General features: G+C 53.4%; 13 protein-coding genes and 3 pseudogenes. 10 read left to right on the top strand and 6 right to left on the bottom strand.

Going from position 1 to position 22807, the window contains the following annotated elements; translation table 11 throughout:
* Nucleotides 1-475 precede the first annotated feature (475 nt).
* Entirely contained in the window at nt 476-1756 is a 1281-nt protein-coding gene (locus ACQUQF_RS21700) for a tyrosine-type recombinase/integrase (protein WP_435181294.1), read from the bottom strand.
* A gap of 671 nt (nt 1757-2427) precedes the next feature.
* On the opposite strand from ACQUQF_RS21700, the gene ACQUQF_RS21695 reads away from it, so the two are divergent.
* From ACQUQF_RS21695 to ACQUQF_RS21675, 5 genes and pseudogenes are all read left to right on the top strand, one after another.
* Nucleotides 2428-2904 carry a hypothetical protein gene (locus tag ACQUQF_RS21695; protein WP_435181293.1) on the top strand — a complete coding sequence of 159 codons (477 nt, stop codon included), beginning with the start codon at nt 2428-2430 and terminating at the stop codon, nt 2902-2904.
* Nucleotides 2891-4606, top strand: a complete 1716-nt coding sequence (locus tag ACQUQF_RS21690) for an AAA family ATPase (protein WP_435181292.1) — start codon at nt 2891-2893, stop codon at nt 4604-4606. The genes ACQUQF_RS21695 and ACQUQF_RS21690 overlap by 14 nt, the downstream gene beginning before the upstream one ends.
* On the top strand, nt 4603-5067 hold the full coding sequence (locus ACQUQF_RS21685; RefSeq protein WP_435181291.1) for a hypothetical protein: 465 nt from the start codon (nt 4603-4605) through the stop codon (nt 5065-5067). The genes ACQUQF_RS21690 and ACQUQF_RS21685 overlap by 4 nt, the downstream gene beginning before the upstream one ends.
* A gap of 71 nt (nt 5068-5138) precedes the next feature.
* Nucleotides 5139-5913: pseudogene (locus ACQUQF_RS21680) on the top strand (IS5 family transposase); the annotation flags it as partial.
* Nucleotides 5914-5941: 28 nt separating this feature from the next.
* Nucleotides 5942-6907, top strand: a pseudogene (locus ACQUQF_RS21675) (tyrosine-type recombinase/integrase).
* Nucleotides 6908-6999: 92 nt separating this feature from the next.
* On the opposite strand, the gene ACQUQF_RS21670 reads toward ACQUQF_RS21675, so the two are convergent.
* From ACQUQF_RS21670 to ACQUQF_RS21660, 3 genes are all read right to left on the bottom strand, one after another.
* Nucleotides 7000-9795 carry a DEAD/DEAH box helicase gene (locus ACQUQF_RS21670; protein WP_435181290.1) on the bottom strand — a complete coding sequence of 932 codons (2796 nt, stop codon included), beginning with the start codon at nt 9793-9795 and terminating at the stop codon, nt 7000-7002.
* 178 nt (nt 9796-9973) lie between these two features.
* A complete protein-coding gene (locus ACQUQF_RS21665) occupies nt 9974-11101 on the bottom strand; it encodes a helicase-related protein (protein WP_435181289.1) in 1128 nt (375 codons plus the stop codon).
* A 72-nt stretch (nt 11102-11173) separates the two neighbouring features.
* Nucleotides 11174-11491, bottom strand: coding sequence for a DEAD/DEAH box helicase (locus ACQUQF_RS21660; protein WP_435181510.1), 318 nt, complete (start codon nt 11489-11491; stop codon nt 11174-11176).
* Nucleotides 11492-11820: 329 nt separating this feature from the next.
* Between ACQUQF_RS21660 and ACQUQF_RS21655 the strand changes: the two genes are divergently transcribed.
* Nucleotides 11821-15600, top strand: coding sequence for a helicase-related protein (locus tag ACQUQF_RS21655; RefSeq protein WP_435181288.1), 3780 nt, complete (start codon nt 11821-11823; stop codon nt 15598-15600).
* Nucleotides 15601-15626: 26 nt separating this feature from the next.
* Here the strand turns inward: ACQUQF_RS21655 and ACQUQF_RS21650 are convergent, their stop codons facing one another.
* A complete protein-coding gene (locus ACQUQF_RS21650; RefSeq protein WP_435181287.1) occupies nt 15627-19241 on the bottom strand; it encodes an Eco57I restriction-modification methylase domain-containing protein in 3615 nt (1204 codons plus the stop codon).
* Between the two features lie 180 nt (nt 19242-19421).
* Here ACQUQF_RS21650 and ACQUQF_RS21645 point away from each other — a divergent pair, with 180 nt between their 5' ends.
* On the top strand, nt 19422-19811 hold the full coding sequence (locus ACQUQF_RS21645) for a hypothetical protein (RefSeq protein ID WP_435181286.1): 390 nt from the start codon (nt 19422-19424) through the stop codon (nt 19809-19811).
* On the opposite strand, the pseudogene ACQUQF_RS21640 reads toward ACQUQF_RS21645, so the two are convergent.
* Nucleotides 19764-19937: pseudogene (locus tag ACQUQF_RS21640) on the bottom strand (IS4 family transposase); the annotation flags it as partial. The gene ACQUQF_RS21645 and the pseudogene ACQUQF_RS21640 sit on opposite strands and share 48 nt — an antisense overlap.
* Nucleotides 19938-20475: 538 nt before the next feature.
* Here ACQUQF_RS21640 and ACQUQF_RS21635 point away from each other — a divergent pair.
* From ACQUQF_RS21635 to ACQUQF_RS21625, 3 genes are all read left to right on the top strand, one after another.
* Nucleotides 20476-21588, top strand: coding sequence for a hypothetical protein (locus tag ACQUQF_RS21635; RefSeq protein ID WP_435181285.1), 1113 nt, complete (start codon nt 20476-20478; stop codon nt 21586-21588).
* A 476-nt stretch (nt 21589-22064) separates the two neighbouring features.
* A complete protein-coding gene (locus tag ACQUQF_RS21630; protein WP_435181284.1) occupies nt 22065-22232 on the top strand; it encodes a DUF1931 domain-containing protein in 168 nt (55 codons plus the stop codon).
* Between the two features lie 160 nt (nt 22233-22392).
* A complete protein-coding gene (locus ACQUQF_RS21625) occupies nt 22393-22764 on the top strand; it encodes a DUF7568 family protein (RefSeq protein ID WP_435181283.1) in 372 nt (123 codons plus the stop codon).
* The last annotated feature ends 43 nt before the right edge of the window (nt 22765-22807 follow it).

Below are 22807 nucleotides of genomic sequence, written 5' to 3'. Positions count from 1 at the left end.
AGTAGCGATTACGGTAGTTCCAGCAAGTGTAACGACATCGTCTAATTGGGTAGGATACGAGAGGGCCAAGACCACTCAGATATTCTGAGGATGATCAATACGATAAACAGCAAGGTGGCAGACGCGGTACAACTGCCGCGCTGCCGCCATCTGGCTATCTAAGTTGACACTTCGGCCCTCCAAGCGAAGTGTCATCATACTACAAGCGAGCCACGTACTTAAACATCAGGGTCGTGGAAACAGAGATGCGGATGATTATCGGGTGACTGCCCTCTTCATCAGACAGCATACTTCCTATATCGGGATATGGTTTATGCGTGGAGCTATGTTCTGAAGTCAGAGTGTCCTGGGTTAGAGCCTTCTTCTAACAAACCGGAGTTCCCAGCAGGCGACGGGCTTTCTTAGAACTACGGGGATAGTATCGGATGGGTATCATCACCGCGGCCTGATAGGTCGCTATGGTTCCTCGATAACGTTATCCGAACACCTTCTTCAAGATCTTCGACATATGGTCGCGCCGGAGCTTCCGGGATCGCTCTTCAGACAAGTAGTTCTGAAGGACCACCTCTGGGCTGGAACTACCCTGTTCGGCCGCCACATCCTCGAGTCCCTCTGTTACAGCGTCGAGTGACGTCGAGTACGCGTCGTACCAGAACCGCCGCCCCATCTGGGGGACAGGATCCTCTCCATCGATCTCAGCCGGGAGGTCCGCCGCCTCGGTGAGCGTCTCGAACCAGTTCCGTACCGTCTGGCCAGTCACGTGCCCGCTCGCTGACTGGTTCGAGGGGAAGAGATAGCCATTCCAGTCGTCACGATCACTGAGATCGGCGATACGCCTTTCGAGCACGTCGACCCCGTACAACAACGAGACCTGACCCGGCCCGTTCTTCCGACTCTCGAACGCAAGATACGGGACCTCATCCTGGCCGACATCGAGGATGATGTTGGACCGATGGAGGGCTGCCACCTCGCTAGAGCGTAGTCCCCATGCACAGAGTGCAAGCACGAGGAGACGATCTCGGTCGTCAGCGGCCGCATCGTAGAGCGCACGGACATGGTCGGGTGAGAGTGTCGAAGGGTCCTCGGTGGTGACCTCCCAGCGGTACTCTTCGTCGAGACCGTCAGCCGGATTGACCACCGCGCGTCTACGACGGAGCAGGTGCGCATACCAGTTGTCGACGATGCGGTGGATGCGGCGTTTCGTACGACCACTGTCGAGTTCATCGTGGAGCCGGTCGAAGGCCGCCAAGCAATCATCTACGGCCTCATAGGCCGGGACATCGCTGTCACGTGCGACCGGGGTCAACAGGTCGTCTGTCTCGTGCTCCGCCGAGTAGGCACGGACGTACCTCGCGAGGCGGTAGCGTAGTGTGGTGATCGAGGACTCAGAGAGACCGCCGCGTGAGCGCTTGGAGTCGAGGAAGCCCTCTAGTGCCTCGATCGTCGGTCGATGGGAGATGCCCCAGTTGTAGTCATCGTCACCATCACCATGGCCGAGTTCCTGCGTCCAGAACTCCGTCAGCGTACGGCCGTGGTGTTCCCGAAGCGTGTAGATGAACCGCCGGAACCCGTGTTCACGGAGCCAGCTGTAGGATGGGCGTTCTGTCTCCGGATCACGGTCGTCGGCGCGCATCGTCGGCGCGATGACAGCCCAGTAGGCATCGATGAGGCCGTCGACGTCGAGGAGGGTCCAGGGGACGTCGTCCGGTTCTGACCAGTTCGCGGCATCGTGAGTTACTGTAGTCTGGTCAGGCATCGTGACCTCCGTTGCGAGCGGGGGGTTCGGGGGAGTGAACCCGGGATACCGTGGGGGATGGTGATTCTAAGCGGTTCATCTGTGGACGATAGAGCAATTTAGTCAGGTGTGATATAAATCTTGAGGTTTGGGTGACTATTTGAGTCTCCCAAACTCCAACCGATATCCCGATAACATCTCCAAAAACCAATAAATTACATTACGATATACAGAAATTGGCCTCTTGCACCCCACAGAGGTTGGCAGTTTAGGATTTGACAAGTCACCACTTTGCTGAGATGTCTATCAGGAGAGAGCAACTACGATTCCAATACTGCTCTGCAACCTCTGGAGCGGTAGTCGGTTGAGCAAGTCACCGGAGTAATCGATTCCAATCGGTATTCCGTCATAACAGGGGCTTGTGATACGGCTTCAAGCCTATGTAGAGGGATTTCGGGAGCTGGAAATAAGCCAAAGCCCCCTCGCTACGGTTGATTTCTCCGAGTTATCGCGTATCCTCTGGTGACCGAGTAAAATCGTCAATCCCGTCTAAGCCCCACTATTATCGCCCTACCTTGTAGAATCCCAACTTGTAGCCACCACTCCATAATTTTATCTATTGTGACTGATTACTGAATGATTGGAACAGAATGAGTGTTGCATCGCAAGTGGTTAACGGTGGGTGGGGAGCAATGGCCGTCTACCTCTACAGTTATGCGGTAATCCACTTCTGGAACCTCGCCACGCCACGCGCAGGAATGTTGATTGCAGTAGGGCCAGCAGCCCTTCTTATGTTCTTGGTCTACCGATTCAACCACGAATTGAACGACTTCTGGGCTGGTGGCAACCTCAAAGAATCAACACAAACGATTCAGCGGATAACCGGTGAAAACGATAGTTACTATTCCGCCTCACAGGAAATTCGAGAGACTATCGACGGGTTTGACGAGAAAGCCTTTGCACACCACGTTGGGATTATCTCTGGACTGACGTTGGCCATCACCCTCCCCGTCTCAGCGTCCCTAGCTTTCGGAACAAAAGGATTGCTAGCCGGCCTATTAGGGGCGTTTCTAGCGGTCTGGGGGCTCAGTATGCAGTCCTACAGAGAATTGAACCGGCTTGCAAGTGACCTGTCCGTTCCATACGAAGAAAATTATGAAAATCAGTAGATTCGAAAGCGAACAGTTCGCCATCGACGAAAGCCCAATCATCAAAGAGCAATCAATAAGCGGCAAAGATCTACTGCTCTATGGTGGAAACCGTTCTGGGAAAACACTCACCTTCAACGCCCTACTCTACGGGTTATTCGGTCGGCGTGGCACATTCGGTGTTACACCTGGCCAGAGTAGTACGGTCGAACTCTACTTTGATTCAGCAGACGCTATTATTCGAGATAGGAGCCATGAATACCAACATGACGGAAACACCCTTGATGTGGAAGAGGGCGTAAGAGAGCATCTCGGGCTAGAGGAAAACATTGGACTCCAATTCGTCCCGTCGAACCCATCGAAGCAGCCACTTAGCAGGCTCAGCGAGAACGATTTACTTGACCGAATCCGATCAGTACTTAGCAGCGAGAAACAAGAGGCAATTGAACGCCACCGCCGGGCCAAGTCGGAACTTGAGCATCTCAAAGAAATCAGGCGTCGGGGTGAATCTCAACCTGGAGTGAGAGAACTGGAAGAACGATTAGATGATCTTCCCGTCAAGGACACCCGGGACCGGATTGAAGAAATTGAGGAGCTGCTAGAGCTTATCGAGAGTGGACGAATACAGGAGATTAGCGACAGACTCCAACAGAAAGACGACGTAGCCGAGGAACTGGATGAGCTCTACGACCGCCGCCGTGAACTGAATCAGACGCTCAAAGAGAAGCGTAGAAAGCTCGGTGATGCATCTCGATACACGCAGAAAATCAACGACCTCATCATCGACGCCATACAGGAATTTACCTGCCCTGTATGTGGACGGTTAGTCGAAGAAGATACTGCGCGTAACCGTCTTCCGGACCGGTGTCCCCAATGTGCTCGACCACGAGATCTTTCTGACCTTCGAGATCGGCTGGAAGATAGAGTCTCGAAGGCAGACACACAGATTGAGACCCTCAAAGAAGAGATTGGAGATCTGGAAGAAGAATTAGCCAAGGTCAACGCTGATATCGACGAGCTTCAGGAATCAGAGCCAGAACTTTCCGATTTAAACGGCTTTGTGAGGACTGCTCTTGACCAAGCCGATCACGATATTGAGAACCTGCGCGAGCGTACTCACCGAGAGCTCCGGACGCATGAAGAACAGCTTGCCGAACTTGAAGAAGAACAAAGTATAGTCGAAGAGCAGCTGATGGCTCGAAGACGGCTGCTGGACGAGTTTGAGGAATCTATTCAAGTCGCCGAGGAAAGAGTTGTCGAGCTTGAAGAACAGGCCTTCGATGAGGTTCGTGAGAAGTTCACTGACCGTATTTCGGAGGTGTATCAAGAGATAGCGCCTGATCTGGGGACAGACGTTGGGCTTACCCAAAATGGGAAACTAGACTTCCCCGGTACGGGATCAGAAGGAATCCGGCCGTATGATAGGCTTAGCAGTGGTGAACGGAGGCTCGTCAACTTATCCTTTGCAATCACGATGGCTGAGTTCGCCCGGGAGAACGACGAAGCCCATGACTGGGAGGTATTGGTGCTTGACGAGCCGCTCACGAATCTTGAATCCGACATCCAGGATGCTGCAGCCCGTTATCTTCGAAACACCGACATCCAGTGTATTATGACGTCGCCTCTGGATCGCATTCAGTCCCATTTCCGTGATGATAAAGCAGAGATCGTCGAATTAGATCGAATTGAGACAGAGGACACGACGCTTGAGGATTACCTATGAGCAATGATGACCGCCAGATTCGGCTGTTGCTGTTGCATGAGGCAGGCGGTGAAATCGAGGGGCGTGGCAAGTACCACAAGTTGCTGGACCGGTATCGCAGGGAAGCCGAAGACGCTAAAGTTGAGCACGTTGTAAAAGAGAGAGGGCCATACGACCCGGGGTTATCCCGGTCGGTTCAGCGGTACCTGGATCTCGAATTAGTGGAAACTGACGAGGAGGGGACATCACGGGATGTACGCGAGACGCAGAAGGGCGAGCGATATGTGAGCGGCTACGAGCGAGTCCGGAGCCGACTGGACGAATCTTTCCGGAACACGGTCGAGCAGGCCCGACAGGTGGTCGGGGAATACGGGGATAAAAGTATGTCTCAGTTGGTACAGAAAGAGGACGTTCAGGCTGATAAGGAACTTCCGTATGGGACGCGATTGTCCGACGACGAGTCTAGCGAGGAAGACGTCTAACTGCTGAATACCCTGGTTGGCCCTGTTGAAACCCTTGCTGAGAAACACACCGAGTGAGTAGGGGAGGAGAGATGGATTCCTTCCCGAAGTCACGCCTCCTTCGATTCGTTGAACGTGCCGTCGTGTTGGCTCGCCGTGCCACGGTTCTCGACACGCTATTCCCGGAAACGGTTCACCCTGCGTCAGCACGTCGTCTTGCTTTGTCTGAAAGTAAAGAAGACAGCCACGTACCGCAACCTCGTTGACGAACTTATCGAAATGCCCCGCATCCGCGATGCCCTTGGTCTCGATTCGATCCCCGCACCCTCGACGCTCTGCAAAGCGTTCGACCGCTTGGAGATGGACGTCTGGCGAGTTCTGCTGAACGTCTCGTTCGCCGACGTGCCGCTGAACGGCGTCACCGGCATCGATGCGTCCGGGTTCGAGCGGGCGCATGCCTCCACGCACTACACGAAACGAACGAATCTCTCCATTCAACAGTCGAAAGCGACGTTGTTGGTTGATACGGCGACCAACGCCGTACTCGATATTCACGTAACGACGACACGAAAACACGATACGCAGATCGCGCCACAGGTGGTGAAACGGAACGCAGCGTCCATCGCGGTCTTGACCGGTGACAAGGGATACGACGACCAGAAACTCCGGCGGCTCGCCCGAGATAATGATATTCGGCCCCTCATCAAACACCGTGAGTTCACCTCACTCCACAAGGCGTGGAATGCACGGCTGGATAGCGATCTCTACCATCGACGGAACATGAACGAGACAGTCAACGCGGCGATCAAACAGAAATTCGGGGCATTCGTGCGGTCACGCCGATGGTGGAAGCAGTTCCGCGAACTCGTCCCTCAACCCAGCGACGGCCAGACAGATGTACCTCGACGAACGCCGCCACGAAGTATCGGACGCGACCATCCAGTCACACGGCTACCGGCACAAACAGTTCGTCCAGTGGTGCAAGCAGGAGGCATCGACAATCTGAACGACCTCTCAGGACGCGACGTGCATCGCTTTCGGGTGAAACGCCGGAACAACGACGAGTTCGCAACGCCGACGATGAAAGGGCAGCTTGCGACGCTGCGAGTCTTCCTTCGCTTCTGCACGACCATCGACGCAGTACAGTCGGGACTCGACGAGAAAATCATCCTTCCGAAGATCGCCGACGACGACGCGCGCGATGAACTCATCGAACCAGAGCGAGCGCGGAAGGCGCTGGAGTTTCTCGAGAAGTATCGCTACGCATCGTTGGAGCACGCGTTACTGGAAGTCCTCTGGCACACGGGATTGCGGATCGGCGCGGCCATCGGACTCGACATCGAAGACTACGACGCCGACGAGCAGTATCTCAACCTCGTTCACCGTCCGGACGAGGAAACATCGCTGAAGAACGGCCAGACCAGCGAACGACTGGTCGCGTTGAATAATCGTGTCTGTCGCGTACTCGATGACTGGCTCTCGGTCAATCACTCCGGCATCGTTGACGACTACGAGCGGAGTCCGCTCTTCGCAACGAGGGGCAGTCGGCTTAGTCGAATTCGCGGGCGAACCATCGCGTACCAGTATACGAGGCCGTGTATCTACGAGGATAGGTGTCCGCACGACCGCGATATCGAGACGTGCGAAGCCCGGCCGACGGAACGCTTACGCGTGTCCATCAGCTTTGAGCCCCCATCCGTTTCGGCGTGGTGCGATTACGTACCATCTGCAGGAAGATACGCCGGAACAGGTCATGAGCGACCGGATGGACGTCGGGATGAACGTGCTTGACCGGCAGTACGATCAGCGGTCGAAGCGGGAGAAACTACGACAACGGCGACGGTATCTTCCGGACAAGTAGGTGCTGTTTTAGTAGAGAGTTCCTCTCTTTATCGTGATAGCAAAAATTCTGTTTAGTAAACATCCATTGCGGATTTTAAGCCCAAGTGATTATTAGTCGAAGGCTTCTCGCACTTCCTCAAGATCGATCAGCCCAGGCTCCCCGAACAATTCTTGATAGATTTCCCGCGTCGCTTCCCCATTAATTGCTCTAGCGACAAACTCACCAAATGCAGTAGCGGGCATCAATAAAACATCATTGCTGATTGCGTCGTCTTCTACGCCATCAACAAAAGATGGCGTCCCCACAGTCAACTTGACCGGAGCGTCAGGAGCTTTTGTCTTTACAGCAGTAGCCTTCTTCGCAGTAACCTCATTGTCGAAGTTTTTCTTTGACTTGCATTCCACGGCGATAGTCATCGTCCTTCCATCCTTAGTTTCAAGATAATTTCCATCAGGAAGTTTGATTTTCATTCGGCATTCTGGTTCACGGGTCCGACCGTCCTCATCCGCAGGCTCTACAAAGAGTTCCTCAACCGAATCGAGAAGATTGACACACGTCGTTTCAAACTCATCAGTATGTGAATTTAGAAGTCGTTCAAAAGACGACGAGGACAGTTCTCGTTTTGCGGCAGTCAAGAGTACATGTTGTGCTTCGGCCTCTCGTCCGTCGTACACCGCGTCGACAGCTCCGCGTTTAGCACGGACTGCATCGTCGGTCCCCATCCGCGCCTTCATATCCGAGATGTCACAATCTGCCAATTCTTCAATTGTCTCTATATCCAGTTTCTCACGGAGAGCACGCACCTCGTTCCTGCTAGTCGCAATACCAGCACGAGCAAACGAGACTCCTGCTTCGTCAAGACCATATTGGAGTTGATCGGCTAGACGTTCGACTTCCTCGCCCAAGGCATCGAAGAGTTCTGAATCAGCGGCTTCAAGAACCCTTGTTACCGTCCGCAGAACCCGGGCCATCTCGGGAGCCAAGCGTTCATAAACATCTGCAGGAGTCCGAGAGTCGATAACCGAATACTTCTCAAAAGCATCCTCTAGACTCATCCCCTCCAACCAATCCGCGACGACACACGCAGAAGTGTACGCAGCAGTAATCTCGTTATCTGCCAAGTCCTGCATATCATACCGTCGTCGTAGTTCGCTCGTCCGGAGGTTGGTCTGTCCCTTTTTGTGATAAAGTCGTAGATACTGACACTCTGGCGTCCCGCAGATAATCGTGAAGAGATCCTCCTTTTGGATTGACTCGTTAGAAGAGATAGTTTCGAGAAAGTTCCGAATCATGTGGACGGACTTCGGACTAACAAGCTGTTTGGACGTAGCCTTACCGAGCTTCGTTAGAGTCAGACCCCCATCTGCCCGATCTACCATATCATATTCCTCAAGCTTAATAGAGGTCTCCGTAATGACTGCTTCCACTTGTGGTTTCGTGAGGCCAGACTGTTGTCCAAAGAGGGAATCCTCGAGGAAGGAATAAATCAGATTTGGGGTTTGGTACCCTCGTATCAGGTCCAGCATTAAGTCTAAGTCCTCACCGAGTTTGATTTGCGAAGAGATTTCTTCTAAATCCCCATTTATATATGTGTTTTTATATTGAAGCTTCTCTGTGAAATCTTCGGCAAAAAGTATGGACTCACCGCGTCTATCGGTGTAATTATATCGTCCCGCCCGTCCAGCGAGATTCTTATACTCCGCAGTAGTCATTTCAGTACCGCTATAAGAACTTCCGTATCTAGGGTGCCGGATAAATACTCGGTCAACAGGGAGGTTGATACCGGCACCTAGATTACTCGTGGAGGAAAGGGTACGAATAACTCCGTCTTTGAAGCCACGCTCAATGACCGAGCGGACTGCGCTATCAAGTCCAGCATGATAGAACGCAGTACCCCACTTCACACAGGTTGCAAGGGTTTCGATGTTTGGCCCAGTCCGGCGTGCAGAACTTTTTATTTCTTGACTCAGCTCATCTGCTGCAGCCTCGTCAATAGCGAAATCGTACGCCTTCGGATGGCTATTGATAAAATCTGCCAACTGTTCAGCGGTATTCTGTGCTGCCGAACGCGTCGATGCGAATACTAGGGCTTGGCGATCTCTTTCTTGTGATGCCGTCCGAAGGAGATAGTCAGCGATGGCATTCTCCCTGAAGTTCGATAGCAAGTCATTCTGACAAGGTTCAGATTCCTCGTCGTCCTCATGATAGAATGTAATCTCATCAGATTGCGCTGCGTAAATTCCTTCATATAGAGGGTTCGGTCGCCAACCTCGACAGTCGATATAGTTTCCGTCAATCCAGTCAGATATCTCATCAGGATTGGCTGCGGTAGCACTAAGACCGACAATTTTGAGATCACCGTAATCGTGGAGTAGTTTCGTTATGGTCGTTTCTAGAACCGGCCCTCGCGTTTCGTCGTTAATTATCTGGAACTCGTCAACGACGACGGTACTAGTCTTCTTTCCCACAACATCTGGGTGATTCCGAAGGTAATAATTGAACTTTTCATAGGTGAGAACGACGATATTGTTTTCAAATAACTCTTGAGGAGGAGTAATATCACTGCCGATGGAACTGTCGATCTCCATCCCGAATTTATCAGATAGACCTTCGGTAAAATCTTGGATTTTCTCTTCTGCTAGAGGCTTAAATGGGACCAAGAAGACTCCACATCCACCGTCATGGATGTTTTGGTGAAATATAACGAATTCGGCCAGTAATGTCTTTCCAGTCCCTGCTTCTGAAACTACGAGAAAGTTGTCTTCCTCAAGAATACCTTCGTTTATTGCCTGTAGCTGGGGCTCCCAGAGAGAATCTACTCCCCGTTGTTCAAGAAGATAATCAACGTATTCCTTAGGGAGACCTGCCTCAACCAATTTAGAGAGTTCAGTACCGGACTCTGACATTAGGTGAGACTATCCCAGACGTATAATTAATCTTTTGAAAGGATAGCTGGCGTCATCTATCTAATGGATAAGGCTATAAGGATCAATTGGTATGACGTGACTGTTCCCCGAACTTCATCAGAGAAAGTCGTCGAGACTCGAGTTTCGACTGTAGGAAGTCGTCCCACCACTCTTGCTCTCAGCGGCATTTTCGCCAAACAGGGGGAATCACGTCCAAGTCGTCACCTCGTTGTTCAGCAAATACAACAAGAATCTCCGAGCGGGCTTGACCGATGCCGCTAACATTCGTAAGCAATGCTCGAAGCTGGTCTTCGCGTTCAACCTGCTCGGCGGCCTCGACGAGTCCACCGACCACAGTATCACTTTCTAGTTCGAGAGCGATATCACTACTTGCTGCAGCTTCGCTATACCAATCTCGGAGACCCCGAATCGTCGCCCGGCCAACGCCGTTGAACATTTCGCGCGATAGGGAGATCCACACGGGACCCTTTTTTACGCTCGTAACGAGATCGTCATACCAGTCAGGGCGATCCGCCTGAATTGCGTCGAAGAACGCGCTCGCGGCGTCAAGTGTCCGCGAAATCTGCCGAGCAGCCATCCGGAGCGATGTAGGGTCCACGTGCGACGTGATCCGTTCAAGATCTACATCACCGAAGTTGCGGTCAGCCGCCTCGTCGAAGTCTGTGTAGAACGGGTAGACATATCCCTTCTCGAATCCCTTGCCGGGACGAGCGGCGCGACCAATCCATTGAACGTATTCGTATGTATGGATGTAGCTCATGCCCGCACCGTCGAAGCGCTTGAGATCTGCTACGACGACAGATTGGACAGGGGCATCGAATCCGTACGCGAGCGTCGGCGTGCAGAAGATAGCACCGATATCTCCGGACTCGAAGCACTCTTCGATCCAGTTCCGGATCGACTTTGGGAGGCCTGCGTGATGGTAGGCCACGCCGTTCGACATGAGGCCAGCAAGATCACGGAGCTTCCGGGTTGGTTCCATCCCTTCCAGTCGATCCTGAAGCTCGACGTAGAAATTCCGGTCGCCTTCGTCAGCGAAGAACGGCGTCTCTGCCAATCCCTCGGCGCGAGCTTCAGCAGTCCGTTTCGACTTATTGAACACAAAATAGGGTGCGTGGTCGCTTTGCGCGTAGATGTGGTCTACAATCTGATTCTTACGAGATTCATGTTCGTCAACCTCGATAGGACGCTCGTCAATCTTGATGCTTCGGTCCTGTTCGCTTACGACTAGGTTCGCGTTCATCCAGTCGGCGAGTTCGACTGGGTTACCGACTGTTGCGGACATAGCGAAGATTTTGATGTTGTTATCGAGGATATCTGCAATCGACTTTTCGAGTGCTGCACCGCGTCGAGTACCTTAGATAATGTGGAAGTCGTCGAGAACAACGAGATCAAGTGCTCGGACATCACCAGTGTCGCGGAGCATCGCTTGATAGAACGAGTCGAAGGTAGCTACAGCGACGTCAGCATCGCGGTAGCCACCGGGCCGTACGTCGTACTCGCCCTCGGCCCACTCGTTCAGTTCGTCTTCTTTCGCACCAACCAGTTGGTGACTCGGAACGAGGTAGGCAACGCGGCCGCCAGCGTCGAGCGTCTGTTTTGTGACAGCCTCAGCGCAGAGCGTCTTTCCATTGCCGGTCTCGGCGACGAGTAAGTGATTGCCACCGTCAAGGATTCGGGTCTTAAAGGCGTGGTACTAGGTCTCAGTTAGGGAGTCGAAGCCGTGGGCAGCGAGGAGGTCTCGGACGAGAGTTTCATCCTCGGGGGAGAGGGTGCCAAGGAATGAGAACATGGTTAGGGAGAAAAGATGTTCGTATTAAAGTGTTCTCCCTCGATACATGAATCTGCTGCGGAAGAGCTCATACGAGGATTCACCGGGAGTCATCAAGATTCGTTTAGTGCAGCACCAGAGTCAAATCACAGGGCTTTCTCGGAGACTTAGACCCATATGGAGTGGAATAAGAGAAACGTTTATTTTGCCATCACAACCGTTGTTCAACATTAATGCTCCATCTAGAACCTCTCGTCGATAACACCGATACCAATTTAGCCGACACTTATCGTAAGGTCATCCGGGAAAGTGAGGAAGCTCGGATAGCAACAGGATATTTCTACGTCTCCGGATTCGACTTGGTCAAAGAGGATCTCGACTTATTTGCCGACCCTGAGGAACTCGGCCGATCACCAATGCGAATTCTGATGGGTCGGAGTACGGATCGACGTACTGCCGACGAAGTTCAGGAGGGCCTCAGTCTTCGAGAACAACTTGAAGAGCAAATCCGCGAGGATATTGACGAACTGAATAACGCCCAAGTAGAGCGACTTGACCGCCTACGCGACTTCATCGCAAACGACTTAATCGAGATACGAGTTCGAAATCCTGAGTCGGGGTATTTCCATGCAAAGGGTGCGAGCTTCCGTTCTCCACCTGCATCGCCAGACATCCGGGAAGGTGACAAAGATCAGCGCGGTGGGGCGGTCGTCGTCGGGTCGTCGAATTTCTCGAAAACAGGTCACACGAAGAACATCGAACTCAATCTGACAAGCCGCGACCCGCAAGATCTTGAAGCGTTCGACGATTGGTTTGACAACCAGTGGGCGAACGCCGACGAGTTCGACGAGGACCTCCTCGACATCATCGAATCCCACGAAAAGTACCAGGACTGGAGAGACAATCAGGGGACGTCGGACGACGACCTCGGTCAGTACCTCGAACCGTTCGAGCTGTACAAGCTTCTCGCCTACGACGCCCTCAACGGCAACGTCGGGACGCGAGACAGTCCACTCTTCTACTTCCAGAAGCTCGGATACGAGAGTGCGAAGGAGAAACTCGCCCAGTACAACGGGTGTATCATCTCCGACTCGGTTGGCCTCGGCAAGTCCTTCATCGGGAGTGAGCTCCTCTACGACTATCGCCAGCGGGCGAAAAACTGCCTGTTAATCGTCCCAGCGAACCTCGTCGACCAGTGGATCGATCTCCTCCAAGATGCGACGAACGAGGACGGAGACCCCCATTTCGGTCTCGAAGTCGACGGGACCCACCTCGACGTCATGAGTATCAGTAAGTTCCAGAACCTCCAGTACGACGAGGTGCTGGAGCTACGTGATGCGTTAGACGTCATCCTGGTCGACGAAGCTCACCGATTCCGGAACTTCGGCAAGTGGCGTCCTCAACCCGATGACAATGACGACTACAAGGGGACACGCCGCCACGCGAACCTTCGGCAGCTTCGCGGGAAGACGATGATTATGCTGACCGCGACCCCGATCAACAACAGCGCGACGGACTTGAAGAATCTCATCAGCCTGTTCACGGGAGAGAACCAGCTTCGGAACAACGCCAGTCTCGACTTCGGTGTCTTCGACGACTACATCGAACTTGCCGAAGAGCGGAAGCGAATCATCGCCGACAAAGAGGACGTCTCCGAGGAAGAACGCGAACGTATCACGGGCCAGCTCACACGGAAGTCAGAGGTCATCAGCGACATCCTCAACGAGGTGATGGTCCTCCGGACGCGGAAGCACGTCAAAGAGCAACTACAGGACGATGAAGAGCTCGAAATGAGCTTCAGTCCGCCGACGCTTCACAAGGAAGAGTACTCCCTGCCCCTCGCGTACCAACCTGTCTATCGCGTTTTGCCGGACGTGATGGACGCCCTCCATCTGCCACACATCACGGTCAAGAACCCGCAAGCCGGTGGAACGCTGAAAGCGCTCTACAAGCTCAACCTCCTGAAACGGCTCGAATCATCGACGTACGCCTTTGTCCAGTCTATTCAGACGCTCCACCAGAGCGAAGTCACCCTTCTGGACTTCCTCGAAGACCTCCCTGAGGACGAGGACATCGACGTGCTTCGCCAGTACGACGAGGAAGATCCGTCGTCGCTCGACGACTTTGTCGAGGGAGAGGACGCCGCGGAAGAGTTCGCTCAGACGCTCGAAGAGTTCGGTTTCGACTCAACCGTGGTCCGGGCCGATCAAGAGGACTCCGAGCAGAACGAACTCGCTGACGCGACCGTCGGTGAAGTCCGAACGTACATTCGGGAGGATCTTACGCTCCTCGCGCACTTCCTCACGAAGTTCATCGGCGATGTCGCTCGCCACTCCGGACCCGTAAACGACGCCGCGGTCAAGTTGCGGACGTGGCTCGAGGACAATCGCGTCGACCGAGTCCCGGACGTTCCCGAGGACGAACAGAACCCCGACCTCTACCCGCACGCCGAACTGGCCGACGTTCGAGACGCAACCGACGAGTTCTACGAGGAGGTGTTCGCACTCCACGAGTTCCGGGACCCGAAGGTCGAACAGGTCAGCGACGTGCTCCAGGGCCACGACAAGAAGGTCCTCCTCTTTACGCAGTACCGGGCTACCGCCGACTACGTCTACGAGTCGCTCGTGAACGACCCTGACTCCCCGATGACGCGCGCGAATAGCGCCGTGGTGAAGGGCGGTGACGACAACAAGCAAGCGGTCATCGAACGATTTGCGCCGGAAGCATCGGGCTATCAGCAGACCCTCGAAGAGACGGGCGAGAGCGAACTCCAGTACGTCGTCGCGACCGACACGCTCAGCGAAGGGGTGAACCTCCAGGACGTCCACGTCGTCGTCAACTACGATCTCCCGTGGAACCCGATGCGCATCGTCCAGCGGGTCGGTCGGGTTGACCGCATCGGGAGTACGGCCGAGAAACACGTCCACAACTTCTACCCCGACGGCGACATCGAGGCCGCGATCAAGCTCCTCAAGCGCCTGCAGGCGAAGATCAACGACATCGCCCTGATCGTCGGGAAGGAGAACAACATTCTCGACCCGAACGAGGACCAGATTTTGGATCGCGCAGGGGTCGAGACGGAGAAGACAATCGGCGAGCTGGAGGTCGAGGAGATCGAGGCGTCGCTCGAACAGTCGCGGGCCGTCGACGACTACAACGAGCTCGACGACACGAGCAAGAACCCACTCCTTCGGAACGCCGGGAGCAACGAAAGCCAGGCGTTCGAGCGGTTCCTCTTGAAGGAGGACCTGAACGACGAGTACGGACTCGACGAGGAGGACTTCGAGTACGCAGAGGACTTCTTCGAGGAGTCACCTCCGGAGCGCGAGTTCCTCTACACGAACGTCACGGACGGAAGCGGCCCCCGACCGGGAGTGTTCGCCCTCGCGCACATGTGGTTCGAGGACGACGATGACGCCCCACTCGGGCGAGTCCGACGCGGGTTCTACCACAAGCCGTTCGGTGACGACGAGGTGAAAGAGCGCGGGGTTCGGTCGTTGAAGATCGAGCCGGACGCGGAGGGTGAGCCGATGTCCGGCGACTTGACACGGGTACTGGGAGATCGAGAGTCGATCTCGGAGCTGGTCGATAAACGGCTCGAAAACGTTCGGACGAGTCAGATGGAGGGGACACTTGAGCAGGGGAAAGAATTCTCGAAGGAGCAAGAGACCCTGATCAGCTATCTTCAGCACTTACAGGGTTCGGCATCGGAAGTAGAGGTCTCACAATCGGACGAGTTCGGCACCGTCGGAGAGTGGGCGTCCGAACTGGAGTCACAGCTTCGCGACGTGAAGTTAGCGAGTACCGACGAGGACCGGATTCTCCGCGAGACGTTCCGACATCACGACGAGTACGACGCTATCGGTTCGTGGCCCGTCGAAGAGGTGCTAAGCGAGTTGGAGACGTTCCTTGACGAGAACATCGAAGAGTCGACGGAGTACCAAGAAACGCTCGTTCGTGAGAGCGAGATCCACGCCGAGTTGATGTGCTGGGGCGTCGTCGCAGGGAACTGAGTTCGAGGGAGTAGAAGAGCAGCGCTCTATCCCATCGGGCCTTCCATATCGAGGTAGTCGTACTTCTCGAACACCATGTCGAAGTACTCCTCGTCCATCAGACGCGGATTCTCGACGCGGTGGAAGTCGTCGAGGATGAACTTCACCTCTTGAGCGTCAAGCCCGTAGGCGTGGAACGCCGCGGCGTCGATCTCGGCCTGTAGGTCGCGACGTTCCTGTTCGTCGGTCGCGGGGTCGATTCCGCCGAGGCGTTCGCGCATCTCCTCGAACTCATCGCCGTAGCAGTTGAGTTTAGCAACCTTCTTTGAGATGAAATTAAAGAAATCATCGCCTTCGGTGAGTCTCGGCACTTGAGACTCCATGAACCGGTAACTGAGCAAATCCGTTTCTATCTTCAACCGCATCAAATAGTCAAACGGTATGCTATTCAATAGCCCTGTGATTGCGAACAGTTCACCGTCAGTGTGTGCCCGGTCATAGACGGAGTGTAAGGGGAATTTAGACAAATCTTCCTCCTCCGGGTTAATTTCATATGGTGAAATCGTTTGAACTGAATCAACGCAGACAATTCCTGGCGGGATGACGGCTGCAATCATCGTACGCTCATTCGTCGAATTGGTAATTTTCCGGTACACAAGTCGGTACTCCGTGAAGTCCGGAAGCGAATCCTCCATCTGCAACTCCTTCCCCCGGTGTTTTTCTAACAAATCATTAACGAATCCTATTTGTGATTTACTTGTGGATTCTCCCCCAAACTCCTTGTAAATCGCTTTCTTGAGAGACCCACTATTATATGCTCGTTCACGGGCCCTATACCGAGCACTTTTTTCAGGGTTTTCCTCAGACTTGCTCCAGAGAGACGGTTCATTTCCTCCAGGATTAACATCTGAATTGTAGGCAAATTGGTGGAAATTCCCACCGCTATATACAGGGTAATCGCCTTCAGATTCATCCTCAGTAAATCGGTGTGCTTGTCGAGCCCTATCTAAACCCCGTAGCGGCCTCACGTTCCATGCGTTCTCAATTCCTTCCTCAAGCCGAGGTTGATCGAGAATTTTTTCTAAGAGAGTAAGTTGGTACTTATCGGTGATCTGAGGGAATGTTCGGGCTTCTTTCGAGAACTCAGACAACACCTTACTAGGAATTTCTATAGCATGGTCTTCGAGATTTGTCAAAATCCCTGTGTCACGTTGCTCAAAACTCCCGCGTAACTGTCCGGTAGACCCGCTATTTTTTAATACAACAACACCAAATCGGAACCGGTCATCCAAATCCTCAAAAATGCCTTTGTTTCTGAAGCCAACAAGTGCCCTAATCTCCTTTTCGTTCAACATCTTCATCCGCAGGTCCTTCGAAAAGGACCCATTGAATATTATATTTGGAAGAACTTGTGAAATATATCCCTCCTCTTTTACAAGGTCGTAAATTCGCTCAAGGAACAACGCAGAGAGGTTGTTTTCATTCGGGTCTTTCCGGCCATTCACCGTGGGTGATTGAAGATTGTACTCTGTCCCATCGGTAAAGTAGCTCATCTGTTTTTGAACACGTTCCTGATATGCTTCCCATTCTTCTGCGATTTCATCGTCTTCCAACAGTCTATTTTGCATCTCGTCTTTTGAGTCGGGACCACGAACTCTGAAGCGCTCATCGAACTTGGGGAAGAAGTCATCTCTACTTGCTCGGAGTTGATCCCAAGGGGGGTTACCTGTAACTATATCGAATCCCCCTTCTGCATACACCGTCGCGAACTCTAGTACCCAATGGAAGGGATGAAACTCCTCTACATCGTCTAAAGTTACTTCTTCAGCACCTGCTTCATGAAACTGTTCCAAAATTTTCTTGTTAAGGGCGTGGGTGTGATCCTTGATTCGAGACTCAGCCAACTTTCGAGCATTAGTCGCCTCTTCTGCAGAGTCAGATTCTTTGTGCCGTTTGACAGCAGTGATAATATCTTCAAACATTTCTTTGACACTGCTCCCTACTCCATTACCGAAATTAGAAAGAGACAAATCTCCCTGTTTACGCGCAACTTCTCTTTCGTTAGTAAACCCAATTAGACTATTTCCTTGACGAATATTGAAATCGATATTGGGCAGTTTCTCGACCTCGTCAGGGTCGTCCTCGATATCAGCAACCATCGATAGCCAGAGCCGAAGTTTGCAAATTTCGACCGCACCGTCGTCAATGTCCACTCCGTAGAGGTTGTTCAGGATAATCTCACGTTTGGTGTACAGCGAAGCGTTCCCCTGCCGGCCCTCAATGATTTCGAGTTCCTCTTTGATTCGATCCGTTAGCTCCCACGGCTGGCTGTCTTCCTGTTCTTGGAAGTACTCGATGCACTGCATGTAGATGTCCAAGAGGACCTCCTGAGCGGCAAGAAGGAACGCGCCGCTACCCACCGCTGGGTCAAGGACACGGGCGTCCTTCAGCACGTCGAAGTACAGCGTCTCGACGTGGTCCTGGGTCACTCGCTCTGTCGGAGCTTGAGTAGTGATCGTGCCGCCGTCGGCGGCCACCGTCGCATCGCCACTGGTGTCGGCCGACGCAAACCCGAAGACTTCGTCCAGCTCCTCGTAGTCTGTACCCACTGCCTCATTGAGTTGATCGAGCAGATACGGGTGAATCGTCCGGCGAGCCATGAAGCCGGTGATATCCTCTGGCGTGTAGTACGCGCCCATCTCCTTCTGGTTGACCGTCTGCTCGAAGATGTGACCGAGGACCGCAGGCGAGAGGTTCTTCGGGTCGACGATGTCGAGGCGTTCGTCGACGTTCCAGTTCCAGTCCGAGAGGAAGTCGAGAATTTCATCGAAACATTCGTTCGTCTCCTCGGCGGTTTCGCCGAGTTTCGCGTCCTCGAACTCCTCCTCGATGGGATTCTTCGAGAAGAGGCCGCCGTTCAGGTGGGGAACCCGGCCGTACTTGTTGTCGAGTCGGCCCTCCGCGAGCGCGTCGAAGAAGAGATCGTGGTAGAAGTCCTCGTAAACGTCCCCGTCCTCGGCGTACTCGTCGTGTTTCTTCCGGAGGTAGTCCTTGTCGTGGTCCAGCAGGCGCTTCTCCTGGATGAAGTAGAGGAAAATCATCCGGTCGAGTACGACCTGCACGTAGCGACGCTTCGCGTCACCGCGGTTTTCCTCGATTCCGGAAACTTCCTGAACGAGGTCGGTGCGTAGGTCCTCGAACTTTCGATAGAATTCCTTGACGACCTTCCGCGTGTCGTAGATGTCGTCGTAGATCGTCGCAGGGTTTCCGTACTCGATGCTGTTCAACTTCTCCAGTACGGTCCGTTTCTCGCCGGATTCGCGGGTGAACTGGTCCTTCGAGAAGGAGAATTTTTGGTACTTGATGCGGCCGTGTTCCTGGTCCCACGTTCGGACGCGAGTGATGAAGGTGAAGTCCTCGAAGTCGTTCGTAGCGACGAAGTTCGTGTGCTGGGTCATGCTCTCCGGCTTGAAGTCCTGCGCGTGTTCGCCGGGTCCGGCTTCCACGAGTTTGACGAACTCGTCGTCGGAGAGCTGGAGGACGATTTCGTTCGAGTCGCCGAGGTCGGGTTGGCGCTTGAGTCCGCGCTTTTCCAGCGAGTTGGCGATGTCCGTGAGGGAGTCCCAGTTGGTGATGTCGGCGGCCTCGATCTGGGTGGTCATACCCCACCGGTTTGTGTCATGGGTTAAGAAACTATCTCTCTTAGGATATCAGAAGACAGCATTCAATAGAACTAGTTAGATTCGGTAACACCAACACAAGCCGAATCTGATCAGATTTGATGCTGTACACCTCAGATATATGCCGATAGAGTAACAGTCTAGCGTCGGATATCTCTGTTGATGTGGGTAGAGACGTTGGACAAGCACTGGGGGACGATCTGGGTGTTTTTCTTCTTTGGTATTCTCTACTATTTGGGTCCAGAGGTAACCGGAGATTCCACACTAGCCGGGATCCTCGTTGGACCAGCATGGGGATTAGCTGGCTTCATGGCCGTATTTTATAAGCTGATGGTGTCCGAGGATGCGCAAAAGAAGCTTGAAGAGACAAGGAAAGAGGATTGGAAGGAAAGACGGGAGCATATCAAACGTAAGGTAGAACGAATGAATGAGGAACTCGAAAAAGAAATTCCCGATGAACAACCCGACTTCTCATTTCTTTATAACACGGCCATCTGTTCTAGTTTAGTGGCGGTCAAAGCCGAACTCACCTTGTTCAACCTGTTCACGTAACCGATCTCTGTGTGGATTTGGATTTCGTGACGCCCACAGCAACAGCTCGTCCAAATCCGGCAGTTCGTAGCCCAACTCGACCATGAGATACAGTTGGATTAGATGAGCGTGGCGTTCAACGGCTAGATACTACGATGGTAGAGCGTTCGATAATCGACAGTAAGCCGCTGAGCGTCCGGCTGGACGGGTTCCCGAATTCAAGCGTACGTGAGGAACGACCCTCTGTATTTGATTCGAGACTCAAGTATGACTAAATCGTCCCGGATTGAACAGTAACCGACTGACTTTACAGTCTCCTCAATTAGCGAGACATCGCTCAATGCCGGCTCAAACACCATCAGGTGCTAGTCACGTACTATGCCCGTAATTGGTGGTCTCCGATAACTATTCTAATGAATAAGGTATTCAATAGATCAATTGAAAGCAATAGCCAGTGAAACCACAGACAGCGGTTCTTCTCGGACTTTGCCTGATAGCATTCACTACTACTCCTACAGCTTTAGTCAGTAGCTCGGAACTCCAGCCTCCAACAGATTCTGGAATCAAAGACTGCCGAAATGTACCCCTTCCCCGGCCAACGCCAGCAGCAGTCGAAAAACCTGCCGTCACCGGCACCATCCAGCAAGTACCCAACAACAACTCACATATCCAAATCAACTTCACTGTGAAACAGCAGACCCCCGACCAGACACTTCAGATCGATATGGACGCCGGAGCAAGAATCGTCGACGCAGAGGGCATCACCATCGAAAACAAGAACGAATCACATGTCGGTCTCACCGCCGAGAATTTCTCACTTACCTATACTGCGACATCCCCGATGACCGGAATCACGTACACCCACAGCACTAACTATGTGTTTGCTCCGACGCCTGATTTCGGCGGGGCAGATGTCGCCCTCAAGCCCAAGAACAACGGGTTCATCGGCCAGAATCTGCTCTATCTCGGGAACTATTCGATGCATTCCGCTCGAGCAGGCTGTCACAACATCTCGGTCATCAAACCTGAGGACGCTGAGTTCAATGTCGGGGAACGATTGACTATGCTGACCGCTGCTGCTCGGACGCTTGAAGTTGGACATGCCTATACATCCGTGTATGTGTTCGCCTCGCCAGAAGACCTTGGAGCCCGTGACGGGTTCGTTATAGAGTATGAAAACGAGGTCTTCCTCTATGGAGCAGCCCCGGTCAACAAAGCGAGAAACACGTGGCTGCACGAATACATCCATACTCGGCAAGCGGCCTATCTGGCAGAGGGCGAGAATTTCGCCTGGTTCGCTGAAGGATCGGCGAACTACTATGCCGCCCGGCTCGCACTCGATCTTGGACTGATTACCCCGCAACAGTACGACGCCCGACTCGCAAGTTGGGCGAGTTACACTCCGACTAGTCTCCTTCGGAACGCCAAACGCGAGGACGTAGCATACCGTCATGGGGCCGTTGTCCTTGCGGAACTCGACGCCCAACTCAACGAGAATGGTTATGCCACACTACTTGATATATTCGAGGAACTCAACAGAGGCTATTCAGCCGACTACGACCAGTTTGAGTCGCTCCTAGCAAGAGAGGGTAGGCTCAACGAGACACAGTTGAATCAGACGAAATCCATCGTTTGGGAAGAGGCACCGCCGCAACCACAGCAAGCATACATGGCCTCTGAAGCCGGGTTACTTCGCAGAGTCCAGAAAATCATGCTTGGACTCGGCGTAATGCTTTTTGGATTTGGACTCTCTAAATTCATTGTAGCTCGTAGTGATTTCCTCCAAGAAATCAGGTGAATGGAGTTCGAAACACCCTCCGTGACGTTACTGGGTAAAGCAACAAAGACCAGCAATAGGTTAATCCCTCTCGACAGACTTCCTTCCACTATGAGCCTCGAAGAGACGGTTGATTACCTCGCCGAGGAACTCGACCTCGAGCGAAGTGAACACGTCCGTGAGGTCGGTCAGTCGGTCGCGGAGCTTCGCGACTAATTAGAACATTTCTCTGAAGTCACGTTCGACGAGTCCTTCCTCCAGATACGTGATGAATTCTTGTTTCGTTGGTCCTTGACGGTCGAGCAGGTCATTTCGATCGACACGTTTGAGAACTGCCTGAGCGAAGTCCGTATAGAGTAGAACCCATTTAACAGCGGCGCTCGTCCCAGAACAGCCATCTCGTTGACCCTCGATGGAGAGCAGCGGACGTGACGCGCAGGAAATAGGCCGTGCATTAGCGGTAGATTTTTCTAGGAGCGAACAGGAGTTGCAGATGCATGGCAGACCTGATTGTCAAAGCCGCTGTGAAGGACGCTGTCGATGAGAAGAACGTCTCGTCGGACTTCTACGAAGCGCTTGACGAAGAGGTCACTGGCCTTCTCGAGGACGCAGCCGCGCGTGCCGAAGCCAATGACCGGAAGACCGTCCAGCCCCGCGACCTCTAAAGCAGAGACACCATCTCACCGCTTTTCAGTGTGTTCTCCCATCACCACTCTAATCGGCCCACCAGCCAGTAATTTCTAAGCCGCCAGGACAGCGGCCTCCGCTGAATAGGGCGAGCGTCTGACTCGCCTCTCCCGAGGCGGAGCAAGGTGTTCACTACCTATGGCGAAAATCAAGAACTGGGCGAAGATCCTCGACTCGAGAAAGCTCCAGTACAAGAACGACGAAACCCGAGCGAAAGCGACTGTTCTTTCCGGACCGGAGTCCTGGCGGCAAAACTGGTACGCCATCATCACCATCGACGGCTACACGATCTGGAGCCGCGGACTCAGCACCAAGAAGGAAGCGGTCAGCGAACTTCGCGACGAACTCCGCGAGCGACCAGACCCCGTACTCTACTGCACTGACTGCGGCGAAGAGATTGAGCACGTCGTCGAGAACGAACGGAACGGCGAGTCGGTGAAGTACCACGCAGACTGTCCGAACTGCGGGAACGAGGAGCCTGCCCGCTGGGTGCCCGTCGGCGCCGTCTAGGTTTCTCGCCGCCCAGAGGAGCGAGCTCTTCGGTACAGGGCTG

It is taken from the genome of Halorussus sp. AFM4 (assembly GCF_051194995.1).
Taxonomy (GTDB): Archaea; Halobacteriota; Halobacteria; order Halobacteriales; family Haladaptataceae; genus Halorussus.
This window is presented reverse-complemented; position numbering and strand designations above follow the sequence as displayed.

Excerpts from the sequence above, each read along its gene's own strand:
- ACQUQF_RS21700 (WP_435181294.1), bottom strand. The coding sequence starts at position 1,756 with ATGCCTGACCAGACTACAGTAACTCACGATGCCGCGAACTGGTCAGAA.
- ACQUQF_RS21695 (WP_435181293.1), top strand. The coding sequence starts at position 2,428 with ATGGCCGTCTACCTCTACAGTTATGCGGTAATCCACTTCTGGAACCTC.
- ACQUQF_RS21690 (WP_435181292.1), top strand. The coding sequence starts at position 2,891 with ATGAAAATCAGTAGATTCGAAAGCGAACAGTTCGCCATCGACGAAAGC.
- ACQUQF_RS21685 (WP_435181291.1), top strand. The coding sequence starts at position 4,603 with ATGAGCAATGATGACCGCCAGATTCGGCTGTTGCTGTTGCATGAGGCA.
- ACQUQF_RS21670 (WP_435181290.1), bottom strand. The coding sequence starts at position 9,795 with ATGTCAGAGTCCGGTACTGAACTCTCTAAATTGGTTGAGGCAGGTCTC.
- ACQUQF_RS21665 (WP_435181289.1), bottom strand. The coding sequence starts at position 11,101 with ATGTCCGCAACAGTCGGTAACCCAGTCGAACTCGCCGACTGGATGAAC.
- ACQUQF_RS21655 (WP_435181288.1), top strand. The coding sequence starts at position 11,821 with ATGCTCCATCTAGAACCTCTCGTCGATAACACCGATACCAATTTAGCC.
- ACQUQF_RS21650 (WP_435181287.1), bottom strand. The coding sequence starts at position 19,241 with ATGACCACCCAGATCGAGGCCGCCGACATCACCAACTGGGACTCCCTC.
- ACQUQF_RS21645 (WP_435181286.1), top strand. The coding sequence starts at position 19,422 with ATGTGGGTAGAGACGTTGGACAAGCACTGGGGGACGATCTGGGTGTTT.
- ACQUQF_RS21630 (WP_435181284.1), top strand. The coding sequence starts at position 22,065 with ATGGCAGACCTGATTGTCAAAGCCGCTGTGAAGGACGCTGTCGATGAG.
- ACQUQF_RS21625 (WP_435181283.1), top strand. The coding sequence starts at position 22,393 with ATGGCGAAAATCAAGAACTGGGCGAAGATCCTCGACTCGAGAAAGCTC.